This window comes from Streptomyces cupreus, from assembly GCF_014257025.1.
GTDB classification, from domain to species: Bacteria; Actinomycetota; Actinomycetes; order Streptomycetales; family Streptomycetaceae; genus Streptomyces; species Streptomyces cupreus.
The window spans coordinates 16,707-29,230 of the sequence record NZ_JACMSF010000024.1 but is presented as its reverse complement, the minus strand read 5'-3'; the positions used below and the strand labels follow the sequence as shown (position 1 = coordinate 29,230).

14 protein-coding genes and 1 pseudogene are annotated in these 12,524 nt (G+C 70.0%); 6 read left to right on the top strand and 9 right to left on the bottom strand.

What is annotated here, in order from left to right:
• Positions 1-108 precede the first annotated feature (108 nt).
• On the top strand, positions 109-1,044 hold the full coding sequence (locus H4N64_RS22205) for a LysR family transcriptional regulator (RefSeq protein ID WP_186284167.1): 936 nt from the start codon (positions 109-111) through the stop codon (positions 1,042-1,044).
• A gap of 179 nt (positions 1,045-1,223) precedes the next feature.
• On the opposite strand, the gene H4N64_RS46405 is transcribed toward H4N64_RS22205, so the two are convergent.
• Complete coding sequence (locus tag H4N64_RS46405) at positions 1,224-1,523, bottom strand: TOBE domain-containing protein (RefSeq protein ID WP_336246756.1); 300 nt, start codon at positions 1,521-1,523, stop codon at positions 1,224-1,226.
• 124 nt (positions 1,524-1,647) lie between these two features.
• Here H4N64_RS46405 and H4N64_RS22195 point away from each other — a divergent pair, with 124 nt between their 5' ends.
• Positions 1,648-1,983: a hypothetical protein gene (locus tag H4N64_RS22195; protein WP_186284165.1), complete on the top strand. Its 336-nt coding sequence runs from the start codon at positions 1,648-1,650 to the stop codon at positions 1,981-1,983.
• 224 nt (positions 1,984-2,207) lie between these two features.
• On the opposite strand, the gene H4N64_RS22190 is transcribed toward H4N64_RS22195, so the two are convergent.
• From H4N64_RS22190 to H4N64_RS22180, 3 genes are all read right to left on the bottom strand, one after another.
• Positions 2,208-2,369 (bottom strand): hypothetical protein, encoded by a 162-nt coding sequence (locus H4N64_RS22190; protein ID WP_186284164.1) that lies wholly within the window; start codon positions 2,367-2,369, stop codon positions 2,208-2,210.
• A gap of 288 nt (positions 2,370-2,657) precedes the next feature.
• Positions 2,658-3,614 (bottom strand): sigma-70 family RNA polymerase sigma factor, encoded by a 957-nt coding sequence (locus H4N64_RS22185; RefSeq protein WP_186284163.1) that lies wholly within the window; start codon positions 3,612-3,614, stop codon positions 2,658-2,660.
• 10 nt (positions 3,615-3,624) lie between these two features.
• Positions 3,625-4,827 (bottom strand): NAD(P)/FAD-dependent oxidoreductase, encoded by a 1,203-nt coding sequence (locus H4N64_RS22180; RefSeq protein ID WP_186284162.1) that lies wholly within the window; start codon positions 4,825-4,827, stop codon positions 3,625-3,627.
• A gap of 364 nt (positions 4,828-5,191) precedes the next feature.
• On the opposite strand from H4N64_RS22180, the gene H4N64_RS22175 reads away from it, so the two are divergent.
• Both H4N64_RS22175 and H4N64_RS22170 read left to right on the top strand, forming a co-directional pair.
• Complete coding sequence (locus H4N64_RS22175) at positions 5,192-7,477, top strand: ATP-binding protein (RefSeq protein WP_186284161.1); 2,286 nt, start codon at positions 5,192-5,194, stop codon at positions 7,475-7,477.
• A 139-nt stretch (positions 7,478-7,616) separates the two neighbouring features.
• Positions 7,617-8,456 carry an endonuclease/exonuclease/phosphatase family protein gene (locus H4N64_RS22170; RefSeq protein WP_186284160.1) on the top strand — a complete coding sequence of 280 codons (840 nt, stop codon included), beginning with the start codon at positions 7,617-7,619 and terminating at the stop codon, positions 8,454-8,456.
• Positions 8,457-8,537: 81 nt separating this feature from the next.
• On the opposite strand, the gene H4N64_RS22165 is transcribed toward H4N64_RS22170, so the two are convergent.
• Both H4N64_RS22165 and H4N64_RS22160 read right to left on the bottom strand, forming a co-directional pair.
• On the bottom strand, positions 8,538-9,539 hold the full coding sequence (locus H4N64_RS22165) for a MerR family transcriptional regulator (RefSeq protein ID WP_186284159.1): 1,002 nt from the start codon (positions 9,537-9,539) through the stop codon (positions 8,538-8,540).
• A 6-nt stretch (positions 9,540-9,545) separates the two neighbouring features.
• On the bottom strand, positions 9,546-10,208 hold the full coding sequence (locus H4N64_RS22160; protein ID WP_186284158.1) for a HEAT repeat domain-containing protein: 663 nt from the start codon (positions 10,206-10,208) through the stop codon (positions 9,546-9,548).
• A 279-nt stretch (positions 10,209-10,487) separates the two neighbouring features.
• Here H4N64_RS22160 and H4N64_RS22155 point away from each other — a divergent pair, with 279 nt between their 5' ends.
• Positions 10,488-10,883, top strand: coding sequence for a hypothetical protein (locus H4N64_RS22155; protein WP_186284157.1), 396 nt, complete (start codon positions 10,488-10,490; stop codon positions 10,881-10,883).
• 418 nt (positions 10,884-11,301) lie between these two features.
• Positions 11,302-11,757 carry a hypothetical protein gene (locus H4N64_RS22150; protein WP_186284156.1) on the top strand — a complete coding sequence of 152 codons (456 nt, stop codon included), beginning with the start codon at positions 11,302-11,304 and terminating at the stop codon, positions 11,755-11,757.
• Here the strand turns inward: H4N64_RS22150 and H4N64_RS22145 are convergent.
• The 3 genes and pseudogenes from H4N64_RS22145 to H4N64_RS45240 all read right to left on the bottom strand — a co-directional run bounded on the left by H4N64_RS22145 (position 11,674) and on the right by H4N64_RS45240 (position 12,401).
• Positions 11,674-12,072 carry a hypothetical protein gene (locus tag H4N64_RS22145; protein ID WP_186284155.1) on the bottom strand — a complete coding sequence of 133 codons (399 nt, stop codon included), beginning with the start codon at positions 12,070-12,072 and terminating at the stop codon, positions 11,674-11,676. The genes H4N64_RS22150 and H4N64_RS22145 overlap by 84 nt on opposite strands.
• A pseudogene (locus H4N64_RS45245) lies at positions 12,069-12,257 on the bottom strand (CobW C-terminal domain-containing protein); the annotation flags it as partial. The gene H4N64_RS22145 and the pseudogene H4N64_RS45245, both read right to left, overlap by 4 nt.
• A gap of 12 nt (positions 12,258-12,269) precedes the next feature.
• Complete coding sequence (locus H4N64_RS45240) at positions 12,270-12,401, bottom strand: hypothetical protein (protein WP_260859864.1); 132 nt, start codon at positions 12,399-12,401, stop codon at positions 12,270-12,272.
• Between the last annotated feature and the right edge of the window lie 123 nt (positions 12,402-12,524).

Genomic DNA, 12,524 nt, shown 5'->3' with positions numbered 1-12,524 from the left:
CACAACCGATCAGCGATCAAAGGCATCAAAGCGAGCCACACCACCAGGGATCAAACAACCGGAGGGCTGTCAGCCACAACCAGTGGTTGTGGCGATAGGGTGCCGGGCGTGGACCTGGACACCGTCCGTACCTTTGTCGCAGTCGCCGACGCGGGCCAGTTCCAGGAGGCTGCCGCCGAGCTGGCCATCACACAGCAGGCTGTGTCCAAGCGCATCGCCGCCCTGGAGCGCACCCTGGGGGTGCGGCTGTTCACACGCACACCGCGCGGTGCCGAGCTCACCATCGACGGGCAGGCATTCCTGTCCCACGCGCGCGAGTTGCTGCGTGTTGCCGAGCGCGCGGTGGCGTCCGTACGCACAGGCCACCGTCCGCTGCGCGTCGACGTGATCGCCTCCCGCGGTGCGGCGACTGGTCTGATGCGGGGCTTTCACCGCGCGTACCCCGACACCGAACTCGACGTGGTGATGCTGTTCGAGATCGAGACGGCCATCGCCGCCATCCGCTCGGGTGCGATCGACGCGTCCTTCCGCGCCGTGGCCGCGCCTGGCCGGCCTCTGCCGGAGGACATCGCGTGCGTGCGGGTGCTGGACGAGCCGCTCCAACTCCTCACCGGCCCCGCCCACAAGCTGGCCGGCGCCCGCTCGGTGACCCTCGCGCAGCTCGTCGGACACCGGATCTGGATGCCCGGCATCGTCCCCGGTACCGAGTGGGCCGCCTACTACGACGACCTGGTGGCCGAGTTCGGCCTGACGATCGAGGCGACCGGCCCCAACTTCGGCTCCGACGCGCTCCTGGACACCGTCGCCGACACCCCGGCCCTGGCCACCTTCATGGGCGGCCACACCCGCCTGGTCTGGCCCGACGGCCACGGCCTGCGCCGCATCCCGGTGACCGACCCCACGCCCGTCTACCCGCACGCGCTGCTGTGGCACCGCGACAACCCCCACCCCGCGCTGACCACCCTGCGCGCGCATCTCGCCGCCACAGCGCCCGCCCACGACACGGCCGGGACCTGGACGCCGACCTGGGCGATCCCGCACTGAACTCCGCTGCGCCCGCGACCGCCATGGCGGGACCGACGGACGGCCCGCCAGCACGCTCCGTGACCACACTCCGCACCGAGCGCGCCGAGCCGAACCCCAACGGCACGATCACCGGTACGGTTGCGGAAGCGACAGGGCCGATGGCGCGCGCCAGAGGCGTGACAGCGTGCGGGTTTTGATCACTCCGGGGTCCCGGGCGAGGCGGGGAAGGCCCGGGCAGCCCCGCGCACGTGCAGGCCGACTTCGTCGCCGGGGATGTGGGGGACCGAGGCCGGGTCGAAGATCCGGGCGACCACCGGCGTCCCGTCCGTCAGCCGCAGCGCCGGCAGGGCGTCGTGTCCCTGGCAGTCACGGCGTAGGACGGTCGCGGTGACCGCTGTCGCAGTGTCGGGCGAGACGACCTCGATCTGCTCGGGCCGCAGCAGTACGCGTCCCGCCGTGGATTGTGGACGGTTGGCTCCGGTGGCGACGACCGGCACCAGGCCGAGCGGTGTACGGGCACGGTCGCCGCCCTCACCCGTTTGCTGTTCGCAGCAACGGCAGCCCTTATTGGCCTCGTCATCCTGACCATCGCCACCGCCCAGCGGTCGATGAGGCGGGGCAGTGGGCGAAATCGGGCTCGGGCAGGTCTTCGAGGGCACCGTGGTGAAGGTTCCGCGGCCTGGAGCCATCGGGATCTTCGTGGACATCGGCCTGAGCGTCGGAGGCTTCGTCGACGTAGTGATGCTGCCGGAAGACGGCGATGACTGGCCCGTGGAAGGCACGGTCGCCGATTTCGAGATCTGGTGGGCCGACAGCCGCCGGCAGATCCGGCTGAAGCCGTCCGACGCTCGATATCTACGCAGCGACTTCCCGGACTTCGTCGAACGCTTCCGTCCCGATTGGCCATCCGACATCGGCCAACCCGTCCGTGACCCGGGGCGTGCGCCCCGCCGATGACGCGAGCCCGACGGGCCGCTCCCCGTTCTTCTGGTGGAGCGGAGAGCGGCCCACCGCGCCGCCAAGGGGGGGCGAGCGGCGCGATGTCGGCGGGCCCCGTGCCTGCCGACGGTTCAAGGATGGCGGGGCGTCGGACACCACCGAGGCAGAGCGCCGAAAGATCGGTACACGTACGCGGCCGCGTACGAAAGGCCTCTTCAGGAAGGGCTGGGGGAGGGGCGGCGTCAGCTCGTGGGTTTGGCCGCCGCCAGGTACGCGCGGCACAGGGCTTGGCCGTCCGGGCAGCGGGTATGGGGTGCTTTCCAGCAGTTCGGGCAGGTCTTCAGGTGCTCCACGTACGTGTCGTAGCGGTCCTGGGCGCGGGCGTTGAGGGCGCTCAGCAGCATGGGGCTCCTTGCGACGCGGCGGTCTAGGCGGGCGCCGGGTTCGGGGGTGTGCGGCACTGTTGGCGCCAGCGCCGCCGGGAGCGGGTGCCCTCGCGGTCGTACGGACCGCGGAGGCACCTGTCCCTTCCGCCCCCGGCGACGTTGTCGACTATGCCCGGCACCGCCTGCTCGCAAGCGGAGTTCCGAGCAAGATCGGTGGTTGTACGGGGCGGTTACGTAGGGGCCGGCTGATGGCGTACGTAGACGTAGGTAAGCGGGAGGGCACCGGCCCAGGCACAAGGCGTCGGGTCACCACTGGGCGATGAGCGGGGTGTCCGGTTCGTGTTGCCGCCAGGCTTCGGTGAGGCGGACGAGGCGGGCGGGGGCGGCGATGCCGCGCACGGTTGCGATCTTGCCGCCGGCGATGTCGAACGTCACGGAGCCGACGACCTGGTCGCCGAGCACGAAGAGCATGGCGGGGGCTCCGTTGACGAATGCGTAGTGGACGGCGGGCGTGCCGCCGGCCAGACGCCGTTTCGCGGGTGTGGGTTTGAAGCCGGCCCGTGCGATGGCGGCGATGCGCTGCGGAGTGTCGTACTGGAGCAGCTTCTCGGTCAGGCCGGCGCCGTCGGAGATCGCGATGGCGTCGTCGGTGAGCAGCGCCACCAGCCGCTCGGTGCGGCCCGAGGATGCGGCGGCGAGGAACTCCTCGACGATCCTGCGGGCGGATGCCGGGTCGACTTCGCCGCCGCCGCGGCGGCGCGCGGCGGCGATGCGGTGCCGGGCGCGGTGGAGGTGCTGCTGGCTGGCGGACTCGGTGATGTCGAGGATCTCGGCGATCTCGGCGTGGCCGTAGGAGAACGCTTCGCGCAGGACGTAGACAGCCCGCTCCAGGGGGGAGAGTCGCTCCATGAGAGTCAGCACGGCCAGGGAGACCGATTCGCGCTGCTCGAACGTGTCGGCCGGGCCGAGCATCGGGTCGCCGTCGAGGAGCGGTTCGGGCAGCCAGGCGCCGGCGGTGCGTTCGCGACGGGCTTGTGCCGAACGGAGCCGATCGAGGCACAGGTTGGTGACGACCTTGGTCAGCCATGCTTCCGGCACCTTGATCCGCTGCCGGTCGGCGGCCTGCCAGTGCAGGAACGCATCCTGTACGGCGTCCTCGGCGTCGGTGGCGGAGCCCAGCAGCCGGTACGCCAGCGAGGCCAGCCGGTTGCGGCTGGCCTCGAACCGACCGGTGTCGAAGCGATCGGTGTCGGTGCTGTCCACGCGGACCACCCTAGGCGGCAACGCGGTTCTCGGCAGCCGCATTTGGCGCGGCGGCCAGGCGGCGCTTGCGCTGGGGTATGCCGAAGGTCGGGTGCGAGGTGGCCCACAGCGATATCTTGAGGATGGCCGCCTTGATCCGCGCGGGCCTCCGGCCGCCCATGTACTTCGGCTTCGCCTGCCCTTCGTCGTCGACCGACTGCAGGATCCCGTCCCGCCGCCCGAGGCTGATGTGGTTGTAGGTGTAGACCAGCTTGGTGTTCGGGATCTTGCGACCGGTCAGGCGTCCCACGATCGCCTCGACGGCCTGGCGGCCGGTGTAGCCGGCCGAGGCGCAGGACATCGGCAGCGGCCGGCCGTTGTCGCCGATGACGTAGGCGCTGTCACCGATGGCGTAGACGCTCGGGTGCGAGACCGATCGCATGGTGCGATCGACGACGATCCGGCCGTTGTCGGTGACCTCAAGACCGCCGGCGGTGGCGATGGGACCGACCGCGAACCCGGCCGTCCACACGGTCGCGTCGGACGCCAGGGCGGTGCCGTCGGCGCACAGCACCCGCGTCGCTTCGACGGCTTCGACGGTGGTGTGCTCCAGGACGGTGATGCCCAGCCGGTCGCAGGCCTGGCGCAGATGGCCGCGGGCTCCGGCGGAGAGCCGGGCGCCCAGCCGGCCGCGGGCGATCAGCGCCACCGACAGACCGGGCCGGGACTCGGCGAACTCGGTGGCGGTCTCGATCCCGGTCAGCCCGTCGCCGACGACCACCACACTCCCGCCCTCGCCCCGCCTGCCCAGGTGGTCCAGGCGCTCGCGCAGGCGCAGCGCCGAGGGCCGGGCGGCGACGTCGAAGGCGTGCTCGGCCGCGCCGGGGACGCCGTGGTCGGCGCCGTGGCTGCCGAGTGCGTACATGAGCGTGTCGTAGCCGAGTTCGCCGCCGCCGTCGGCGTCGGCCACGGCGACGACCTGGCGCTCGGGGTCGACGGCGGTGACGCGGGCCAGGCGCAGCCGTATCCCCGTGCCGGCGAAGACGTCGGCGAGCTTCGGAGCCTCGATGCCCCGGCCGGCCGCGAGCTGGTGCAGCCGCATTCGCTGGACGAAGTCCGGCTCGGCGTTGACCACGGTGATCTCGGTGTGCGCCGGGGACAGCCGGCGGGCCAGGGTGCCGGCCGCGTAGGCCCCGGCGTAGCCGGCGCCGAGGACGACGATGCGGTGCTTCATGTGATGCTCCTGTCGGTTCGCTTGCTGTCGGTGACTTGAGCGGGACAGCGCCCCGATTGCTGACAGGAACTTCGTGTGATGTGAGTCACGGGATGGCGGCGCCGCCCGGCGATGCTCGCGACGCCGCCGATCACGATGCCGACCACCAGGTCGACCACGTTTCCGGTGAAACCGGATCGCAGCTGTTCACCCTGAGTCTGGCTGTTCGGTTCCGCCCTGCCTTTCCGCCTCATCACTGCATCGGTCCGCGACGCGTGCCGGAGATGGCGGCCAGGCAGCCCTCATCCTTCGGATCAGGGCTCATAGTCTGCGCCGGGGCCCGCGCGGGGTGGGCCCCGGGAGACGGTCACGGGGGCAACCCACTATGGGGCTCGGGTTCGGGCAGCGTCGCGGTGGACAACTGCCCGCCGAACGGACCAGTTTCGTCGGGCGGGCCGAGGAACTCGCCCTGGTGCAGAGGGTGTTCCAGCACGCGCCGCTGGTCACCCTGGTCGGGCCGGGCGGAGTGGGAAAGAGCCGGACGGCACTGCGGGCCGCGGCGGCCCTGCATGAACGCTTCCCCGACGGAGTGTGGCCGGCGGAGCTGTCGGCGCTGCGCGACCCGGAACTGCTCCCGGCGACTCTCGGCGCTGTGCTCGAACTGCCCGAGCAGCCGGGCATGGAGCCGTTGGACGCGCTGGTCGCCCATCTGCGGAGCCGCCGTCTGCTGATCATCCTGGACACCTGCGAGCACCTCGTGGACGCCTGCGCGACAGTGTGCGACACCCTGCTGCGGGAGGCGGCGGATGTGTGCGTGCTGGCCACCAGCCGACAGCCCCTCGATGTGCCCGGCGAACACTGCCTGCCCATCGCCCCGCTCCCCGTCGAGGATGCGCTGGAGTTGTTCGTGCAGCGGGCGGCGGCCGCGGTGCCGGACTTCGCGGTCACCGACGCCAACCGGGACCGCATCGAGACGCTGGTCGCCAGGATGGAAGGAATCCCCCTGGCCCTGGAACTGGCCGCGGTCCGGCTGCGGACGCTGCCGCTGGAACAGATGGTGGCCCGGCTGGACCAGCGATTCGGAGCACTGACCGGCACCCGGCGCACCGCACCCGTCCGGCACCAGACCCTGCGTGCCGCGATCGACTGGTCCTACGAACTGTGCACCCCCGCCCAGCAACTGCTGTGGGCACGACTGACGGTGTTCGCCGGATCCTTCGAACTCCCCACAGCGGAGAGGGTGTGCACCGGCGGCCCCCTCCAGGCCCAGGACGTACTGGAAACGCTGGCCGGCCTGGTGGACAAGTCGGTGCTGGAGCGCGCCGACGACAGCGGACGGTACCGGCTGCTGGACACCATGCGTACCTACGGCGGCCAACGGCTCACCGCGGCCGACACCGACGCGGTGCGGGCGCGGCACTTCACGCACTACCGGCACTTGGGCGCGCGGCTGTGGGACGAGCTGATGACCGAGAACCAGGCCGAACTGCACAAGGCGGTCCGTGCGGAGATCGCCGATATCCGGGCCGCCCTGCACTACGCCTACGCCACCGAGGACCGGGCACCGGAGGGACTGTGGCTGGCCGCGCAACTCGCCCCCTACTGGCGGGCGGCCGGGGCCCTCTCCGAAGGACGCTTCTGGATCGAGAGGGGCCTGGAACTGGTGGCCGAGGACTGCGCGCCGCGCGCCTGGGGCCTGTTCATGACCGGCGTGTTCGCGGTGTGGAGCGGCGATCTGACCAAGGCACCGGAGCAGTTCACCCGGGCCCGTGAGGCGGCACGACAGTGCGGTGAGACGCGCGTGGAGATGTTCACCCAGCCGTATCTGGGAGCGATGCGCGCCCTGTGCGGGGAGATCGACGAAGGGCTCGCCGAACTGGAAGAGGGCCGCCGGCGGATCGTCGCGGCAGGCGACGCCCTGGGGATGGGCGTGGTGCACTACGAAGGCGCCCTGCTGCGGGCGGTCCTCGGCGACATCGACGGCGCGCTGGAGTACTGCGACACCGGACTCGGCCACCTCGAAGGCACCGGAGAACGCCAGATCTACGCCTCCACCTTGGCGGCGCAGGGCATCATCCTCTGGCTCGCCGGGCGCCCCGAGGAGAGCGCGCAGCCCCTGCACCACGCGCTGGAGGCGGTGAGCGAGGTCGGAGACGTGCTCGTCGCCGCGCTGTGCTGCCTGGGACTGGCCTGGCACGCCGCTCGGAAAGAACGGTTCTGCCAGGCGGCCTGGCTGCTGGGCTACGCCGCCAGCGCGCGCCGCCTGACCGGCGATCCCATCGCGCTGCTGCCCTCGATGATGGAGCAGCAGCAAACCGTGCACAGAGCCGCCCGGACCGCGCTCGGCAGGCCGGCATTCGACCGCTGGCACACCGTCGGCGCACGCATGACGGGCACCGAGATCCTCCACGCGGTACGGGCGGATGCCGACGCACCGCCCTCGGCGCACACCGCATCGGCTGACCGGGGCAACGACTCCGCCACCCACACCCTCACCGCACGCGAAACCGAGGTCGCGGCCCTGGTTGTGCAAGGACTGTCCAACCGGGAGGTCGCCGAACGGCTGGTGATCTCCAAGCGGACCGCGGACACCCACGTCGAACGCATCCTCGCCAAGCTCAACATCACCTCGCGCACGGCGATCGCGGACGCCCTCGCGGCACAGCAGTAAGGCCTTCGCTGTCGCGGATACCGGCAAACCAGCCTCCTGATCCAGTGGTTCGGCTGGGGCAGGCTGTGTCGCTGACGAGGCGGTCCCATAATCTCGTGTGGGGAGACGTCCGAAACCATGTGTGCACAGTCAGGAGGCGATGGTGCTCGCAAGGGGCATGCGTTTGCTCGCGGGCGCCATGATCGTGGCCTGTACGGTGCTGGTCGGGCCCAGTGCACCGAGCGGGGCCCCCGTCGGCAGGCCGCTGCCCGTCGGTGCCGTCAGGGATGTGGTCCCGAACCGGGTGATGACGTGGAACCTCTGCAATCCCTGCGAGGAGAGCAACGTCGACCGGGCAGCGGAGATCGCCACATACGCGCCCCAGGTCATCGGCCTGCAAGAAGCGTGCGAGCGGGACGTCGCAAGGATCCGGGACTATCTGGAGAGCCTTTACGGGCTGGTCTACCACGTCGAGTACGGGACGGTTCTGCGGAATTGGAGCCGCTGCGGGGGAGTGCCGTGGCATCCGGGAGCCTACGGCCAGGCGATCCTGTCGGCGGCACCGATGACGGACCGCGTCAACGTGGAGTACCCCGACGGGGGATCCGAAGACCGTGGGTACATGGCCGTCACCACCCGGGTGGGCGGCCGACCGGTCCGGGTCTTCAACACCCACCTCGCCGAACGACGTCAAGAACAGGTCCGAGCAGAGCAGACGGACGTACTCGCGGCAGCGGTCGCCCCGTACGACCGCACCATCGTCCTCGGGGACTTCAACGCCGTCCCGGACGCCCCCGAACTCACGCCGATATGGGCACTGGCCACGGACGTCGACCCCCGGTGCCATCCCTCGCCCGTCGGTGCCTGCGAGCCGACCACCGAATGGCACACCAAGTTCGACTACATCTTCCTGCGAGGCATCGCGCCGCGCACGCACCGCGTGCAAACCTCCGCGTACTCAGACCACTACCTGCTGCACAGCGACCTGGACGCAACTTAGGGGGCTCCCGCGACCGCCGGCGTCCGCCTGGGCGTCTCGCCGGGTGACGGGCGCCCAGGAAGCCGTACAGCCGACACGCTGTCAGGGTGAGTCGCGCAGCTGGAGAAGGTATGTCGCGGTGAGCGCGACGGCACGGTCTTGGTCGTCCGACAGTTCTGCCAGGGCGCGTGACGCCGTGGTGCCGGGGATGTCCGCGAGGGCCTGTGCGAGGCGTCGACGTGCGGCGTCAGTGGTGCTGTCGGCAAGGCGGTTGATGACATCGGCAGCGATCGTCTCCGCCACTGAAGGTTCACGCGCCAGCGCGCCCAGCGCGTCAGCGGCATCAACGTCGTTCACGCCGTCGGCGATCATGTTGATCAGAGTGGGGATCGAGTCGACGACACCATGTGCGCTCAGCGGCAGCGCCGCGCACCGGCGAACCGCGAGGTCGGAGCTGGTGAGGGCGTCTTGGAGCAGCGCAGTCGCCGCGGCGTTCGGGATCTCGGCGACAGCCTGGACGGCACGCTTGCGCACCTCTGCCTCCGGCGAGGCCAGGCCCTCCGCCAGCAGCGCCAGTGCTGCCTCTCCGGTCTGAGCCAGAGCCCAGCGAAGGGCTCCGGCGACGTTGGGTTCCGTCTCGTTGAGCACAGCGTCGACCAGCGCTTCCACCGGCACCGGAACTTCTTCGACCGAGGACAAGGCCGCGCGCTGGCGCTTCCCGGCGCTCTCCGACGTCAGGGCTTGCAGGAGGGAGACGATCTGGAGGACGTTCTCCCAGCCGGAGGGTTCCGCGGCATCGATGCGTCGGAGGTGCCGGAGCAACTCCTGCTCGCGTGCGATGCGTTCGCGTGTCTGGCGGATGAGGTCGGCGACGAGCTCCGAGGGTTTGAAGCCGGGATCGTCCAGGGCGCGTCCGACGTCGCGCAGCGACAGTCCCAAGGACCGCAGGCTCTCGATATGGAAGATTCTCTGGATGTCCGCGTTGGAGTACTCGCGATATCCGGTCGGTGTGCGTCCTGTGGGCTGCACCAGGCCGAGCGATTCATAGTGCCGGAGCATGCGCGCGCTGACCCCGGACCTCCGTGCCACATCGCCGATCAACACCGCTGTTCACTCCTCCTGCCGGGTGGGGCCAAGGGCTACGATGCGCTTCGCCTCCTCAAGCGCGAACTCGCATGCGGCATCCGGACTGTGCGACAGTCGCTCCGTGGCGATCGCGTGCTGCCGTACGCGAGGGGCGCTGTGCGTCTTGGCGGTGCGCAGTGCGGGCTCGGCCGCCTCGCCGAGTGCGATCAGTGCCCGGCTGAGGCTCAACTGTGTTTCCCGTTCGCCGCGACCGAGTTGGGTTGCCAGTATCTCGGCCAACGTGGGTTTCTCGGCTTCGGGCACGAGGACGACCGCGGCTCGCCAGGCGCTCTGTGCTACCTCGTCGTCGGCGTCGGTCAGATGCGCGCGTGTGATCGCCGGCCACGCCCGCCGGTCGCCGATCTTGGACAGGGTGTGCAGTGCCTGGCTTCGGGCCTGCGCACGCTCCGAGCGGAGTTCGTCCATGAGCTTCGGGACCGTGATCTGCGATGAGTGCCGGGTGAGCGCCCAGGTGAGCATGTCCCGTACATAAAATTCAGGCTCCGTCGCGCACTGCTCAATGAGCCCGTCGACGCATCGAGGGTCCGGAGCCGTGCCGACCGCCAGCGCCGCCTTGAGCCGCACTGACGGGTCGCTGTTCCGCAGCCCCTGCAGCGCTGCCAATGTGTTCGTGTTCCCTTTGGGCATGGAGAGCACCTCCCTGGCCACAGTGAAGGCCTTGTCACTGTGTCAAGGTCAAGCTGCCGCGAGGCGCGGAGCGTCGACGCCGGACTTTCAATGGAAGGGTGAGTAAGTTCGGATGGATGGCCGCGGCCGGCCATGACGCCGCCGTCGATGTTCCAGACGGCGAACCCGTCGAGGGCCGAGTCGATGTCCGCCTTGGGGGTGAGTTCCATCGCGAGGAGCTGGGTCAGGGAGTGCAGGCCGGCCTTGGCCATCTAGTACGCCGGTGAGGATGTGGCAGCGATGGCCTGGTGGGCGCACATGGAGCCGATGTTGACGACGGCTCCCTTCGCGCCGCAGTCGATCATGTTGGCGGCGACGGTCTGGGTGAGGAAGAAGGAGGCGGTTGATGGCCTGGTAGCGGTCGTGGTCCTCGGCGGTGTGCTCCAGGAAGGTCTTCGGGGCGAAGACACCGGCCACGTTGACCAGGAGGGTGGCGTCGGCGTGCTCCTCGGTGAGATGGACGGGCAGACGGTCCACGGCCGCGGCATCGGCCAGGTCAGAAGTGCCTTGATAGCAGCCGTCCTTCAGCCCCCGCATTTCCTGCCCCTGGCCCGTCTGTGGCTGGCGCCGCGCGGCGCGGTGTCTCTACGCGTCGACGCCGACATCTTCGAGGCCATCGAGGACGCTTCGAAGTAGCTGCGCATCCGCTGGAGGGCACGCCTTGACGTACGAGCTTCTCGCTATCTGCGGCGCATGCGAGAAACCCATCGCTGATGGCGAGGGCAGTCTCTAAGGCTCTGGGCGAGGTTGCGAGAAGTGGTGTACGGGCTCCCACCTGATCCGGGCGTTTGCCCGGGCGTTCGCCGACGCGCTCATGTCTGCGCAGGCCGACGCTCTCTGCAACGCCGAATACGGGCCAGGTCTGCGGCGAGAGAGCCACCCACCGCAACAGGAGCTGACGGCGGTGACGGCGATCCCAGGCATGACCGTGGGCCCGTATGCCGCTCCAGCAGCAGATGGCGGTTGATCCCTTGCCGCATCCGAGCTGACTGGTGTAAGCAGCGAGCTGTATGGGTCACTGCACCTGGAGGCAGGGCCGCGTGAGGGGGTACCGATGGGGTTCCAGGAGCGGTGGCAGAGCAGGCAGGAAGAACTTGCGTCACAGGCGGAGGCCCAGGAGGTCGACGCTACCGAGCGGTGGAACGAGTACGTGGAAAAGCTCCAGGGCCCCATCATTGAGCAGGCCCGCAAGGCGTTTGAACGCGGTGATGGTTGGTTCGAGACTGAGATCAACCAGCGCAGCGCAGGCGGCTTGAGCCCCTACGGCGGCACCGGGCTGGACCTCGGCCTGCCGTCGACGGTCCAGCTCAAGGTGGATCACCCTGATGTGCCCCCTTCGCCGCGTAGTGACCTGCTGTCGCGGATCGAAGATGTGGGCTGGAAGCTGCACACCGCTCAATACGTCTACGTTCAGCTCGGCGAGGAGTCACGTGACAAGTGGCTGTCGTCGGGGCAACGCCTGGCGATCAAGGGGAAGATCGTCGGTATGTACCTGTTCCAGAGAGCCTGAGTCCTCGACCTGCCGGGCCAGGGAGCACGTCAAGGATCGTACGGCTCCATCGAGGACGTCCCCCTGGACGAGGCGCGCGCCCAGAGCGAGGTCAACGTCTTCGGGCCGGCCCGCCTGACCCAGCTCGGCGCAGAGCGCGCCGCCCGGCAGCTCCAGTGCGCCCAACTCGGCCCCCATCGCGGCGTCCAGGATCTTCGCCGTGCCCCCGGCCCCGGCGACGGCCACCAGGTCGCCGCGCGCGCTGAGCGCGACCGGCGCGTCGTCCACGGTGAGGTCCCGGGCGACGGTGAGTCCGGAGGCGACGGTGAGGCTCACGCGGCCGCTCCTGCGGTGGCCGGGCAGTCGGCGAAACCGCGCTCCAGGGCCTCGCGGTCTAGGTGGCGGCCGATGAACACCAGTTTGCTGCCGCACGGTTCGCCCTCGCGCCAGGCTCGTCCGAGGGTGCCGTTGAGCAGCATGGGGACGCCCTGGAAGACGCACTGCTTGGGCTCCCTAGCGAGGGCGAGGAGGCCCTACGAACGGATGCTGTCGACGCCTTTGGTACGCAGAAGCGTGCGGAGCCGGGCGTTGAGCCGGTCCTCGTCCAGCTCGCCCGCCAGCTCGGTCTCGGTGAGGAAGGCGGGATCGTCGGCGCGTATGTGCACCGCGCGTTGATCGACCGGATCCGCGCCTCGACCTGTGTTTGTCCGGAGTCGAGGAGGGTGGCCCGCAACTCGTCCTCGGTGAACTGCCCGGCCGGTCGGTGCAGGGTCCAGCGGCGGGGGCCT

Bases quoted from the DNA above. Each gene is read 5' to 3' on its own strand.
- H4N64_RS22175 (WP_186284161.1), top strand. From the start codon at position 5,192: ATGGGGCTCGGGTTCGGGCAGCGTCGCGGTGGACAACTGCCCGCCGAA.
- H4N64_RS22155 (WP_186284157.1), top strand. From the start codon at position 10,488: ATGGCCTGGTGGGCGCACATGGAGCCGATGTTGACGACGGCTCCCTTC.
- H4N64_RS22190 (WP_186284164.1), bottom strand. From the start codon at position 2,369: ATGCTGCTGAGCGCCCTCAACGCCCGCGCCCAGGACCGCTACGACACG.
- H4N64_RS22180 (WP_186284162.1), bottom strand. From the start codon at position 4,827: ATGAAGCACCGCATCGTCGTCCTCGGCGCCGGCTACGCCGGGGCCTAC.
- H4N64_RS22170 (WP_186284160.1), top strand. From the start codon at position 7,617: ATGGTGCTCGCAAGGGGCATGCGTTTGCTCGCGGGCGCCATGATCGTG.
- H4N64_RS22150 (WP_186284156.1), top strand. From the start codon at position 11,302: ATGGGGTTCCAGGAGCGGTGGCAGAGCAGGCAGGAAGAACTTGCGTCA.
- H4N64_RS22160 (WP_186284158.1), bottom strand. From the start codon at position 10,208: ATGCCCAAAGGGAACACGAACACATTGGCAGCGCTGCAGGGGCTGCGG.